Origin of the sequence: Paraburkholderia sp. J67, assembly GCF_905220265.1 — a bacterium.
Lineage (GTDB): Bacteria > Pseudomonadota > Gammaproteobacteria > Burkholderiales > Burkholderiaceae > Paraburkholderia.
In genome coordinates this window covers 1-398 of record NZ_CAJMZK010000108.1, presented here as the reverse complement: position 1 = coordinate 398, position 398 = coordinate 1, and the positions used below count along the sequence as shown (strand labels likewise).

Annotated in this window: 2 pseudogenes; both read left to right on the top strand. The window is 61.6% G+C overall.

From position 1 onward, the window contains the following. Positions 1-118, top strand: a pseudogene (locus tag U5782_RS41400) (electron transfer flavoprotein subunit beta/FixA family protein); the annotation flags it as partial. Between the two features lie 15 nt (positions 119-133). Then, a pseudogene (locus tag U5782_RS41395) lies at positions 134-398 on the top strand (electron transfer flavoprotein subunit alpha/FixB family protein); the annotation flags it as partial.

Below are 398 nucleotides of genomic sequence, written 5' to 3'. Positions count from 1 at the left end.
CGCGCCGCGCCTGAAAACGCTGAAGGTCGCGGAACCTGCGAAGCGCAGCGCTGGCGTCAAAGTCGCCGATGTCAACGCGCTGGTCGAAAAGCTGAAGACCGAAGCCAAGGTGCTGTAAGGGAGCGAGAAGAAAATGACGAATCTGGTTATTGCTGAACACGACAACGTATCGATCAAGGCGGCGACGCTGAATACGGTGGCGGCTGCGCAGAAGATTGGTGGCGACGTGCACGTGCTGGTCGCGGGTCACAACGCGCAAGCGGCGGCGGATGCGGCAGCGAAGATCGCGGGCGTTGCGAAGGTGCTGCTGGCCGATGCGCCGCAACTCGCGCAAGGTCTGGCCGAGAACGTCGAAGCGACGGTTCTCTCGATTGCCAAGAACTACTCGCACATCCTGG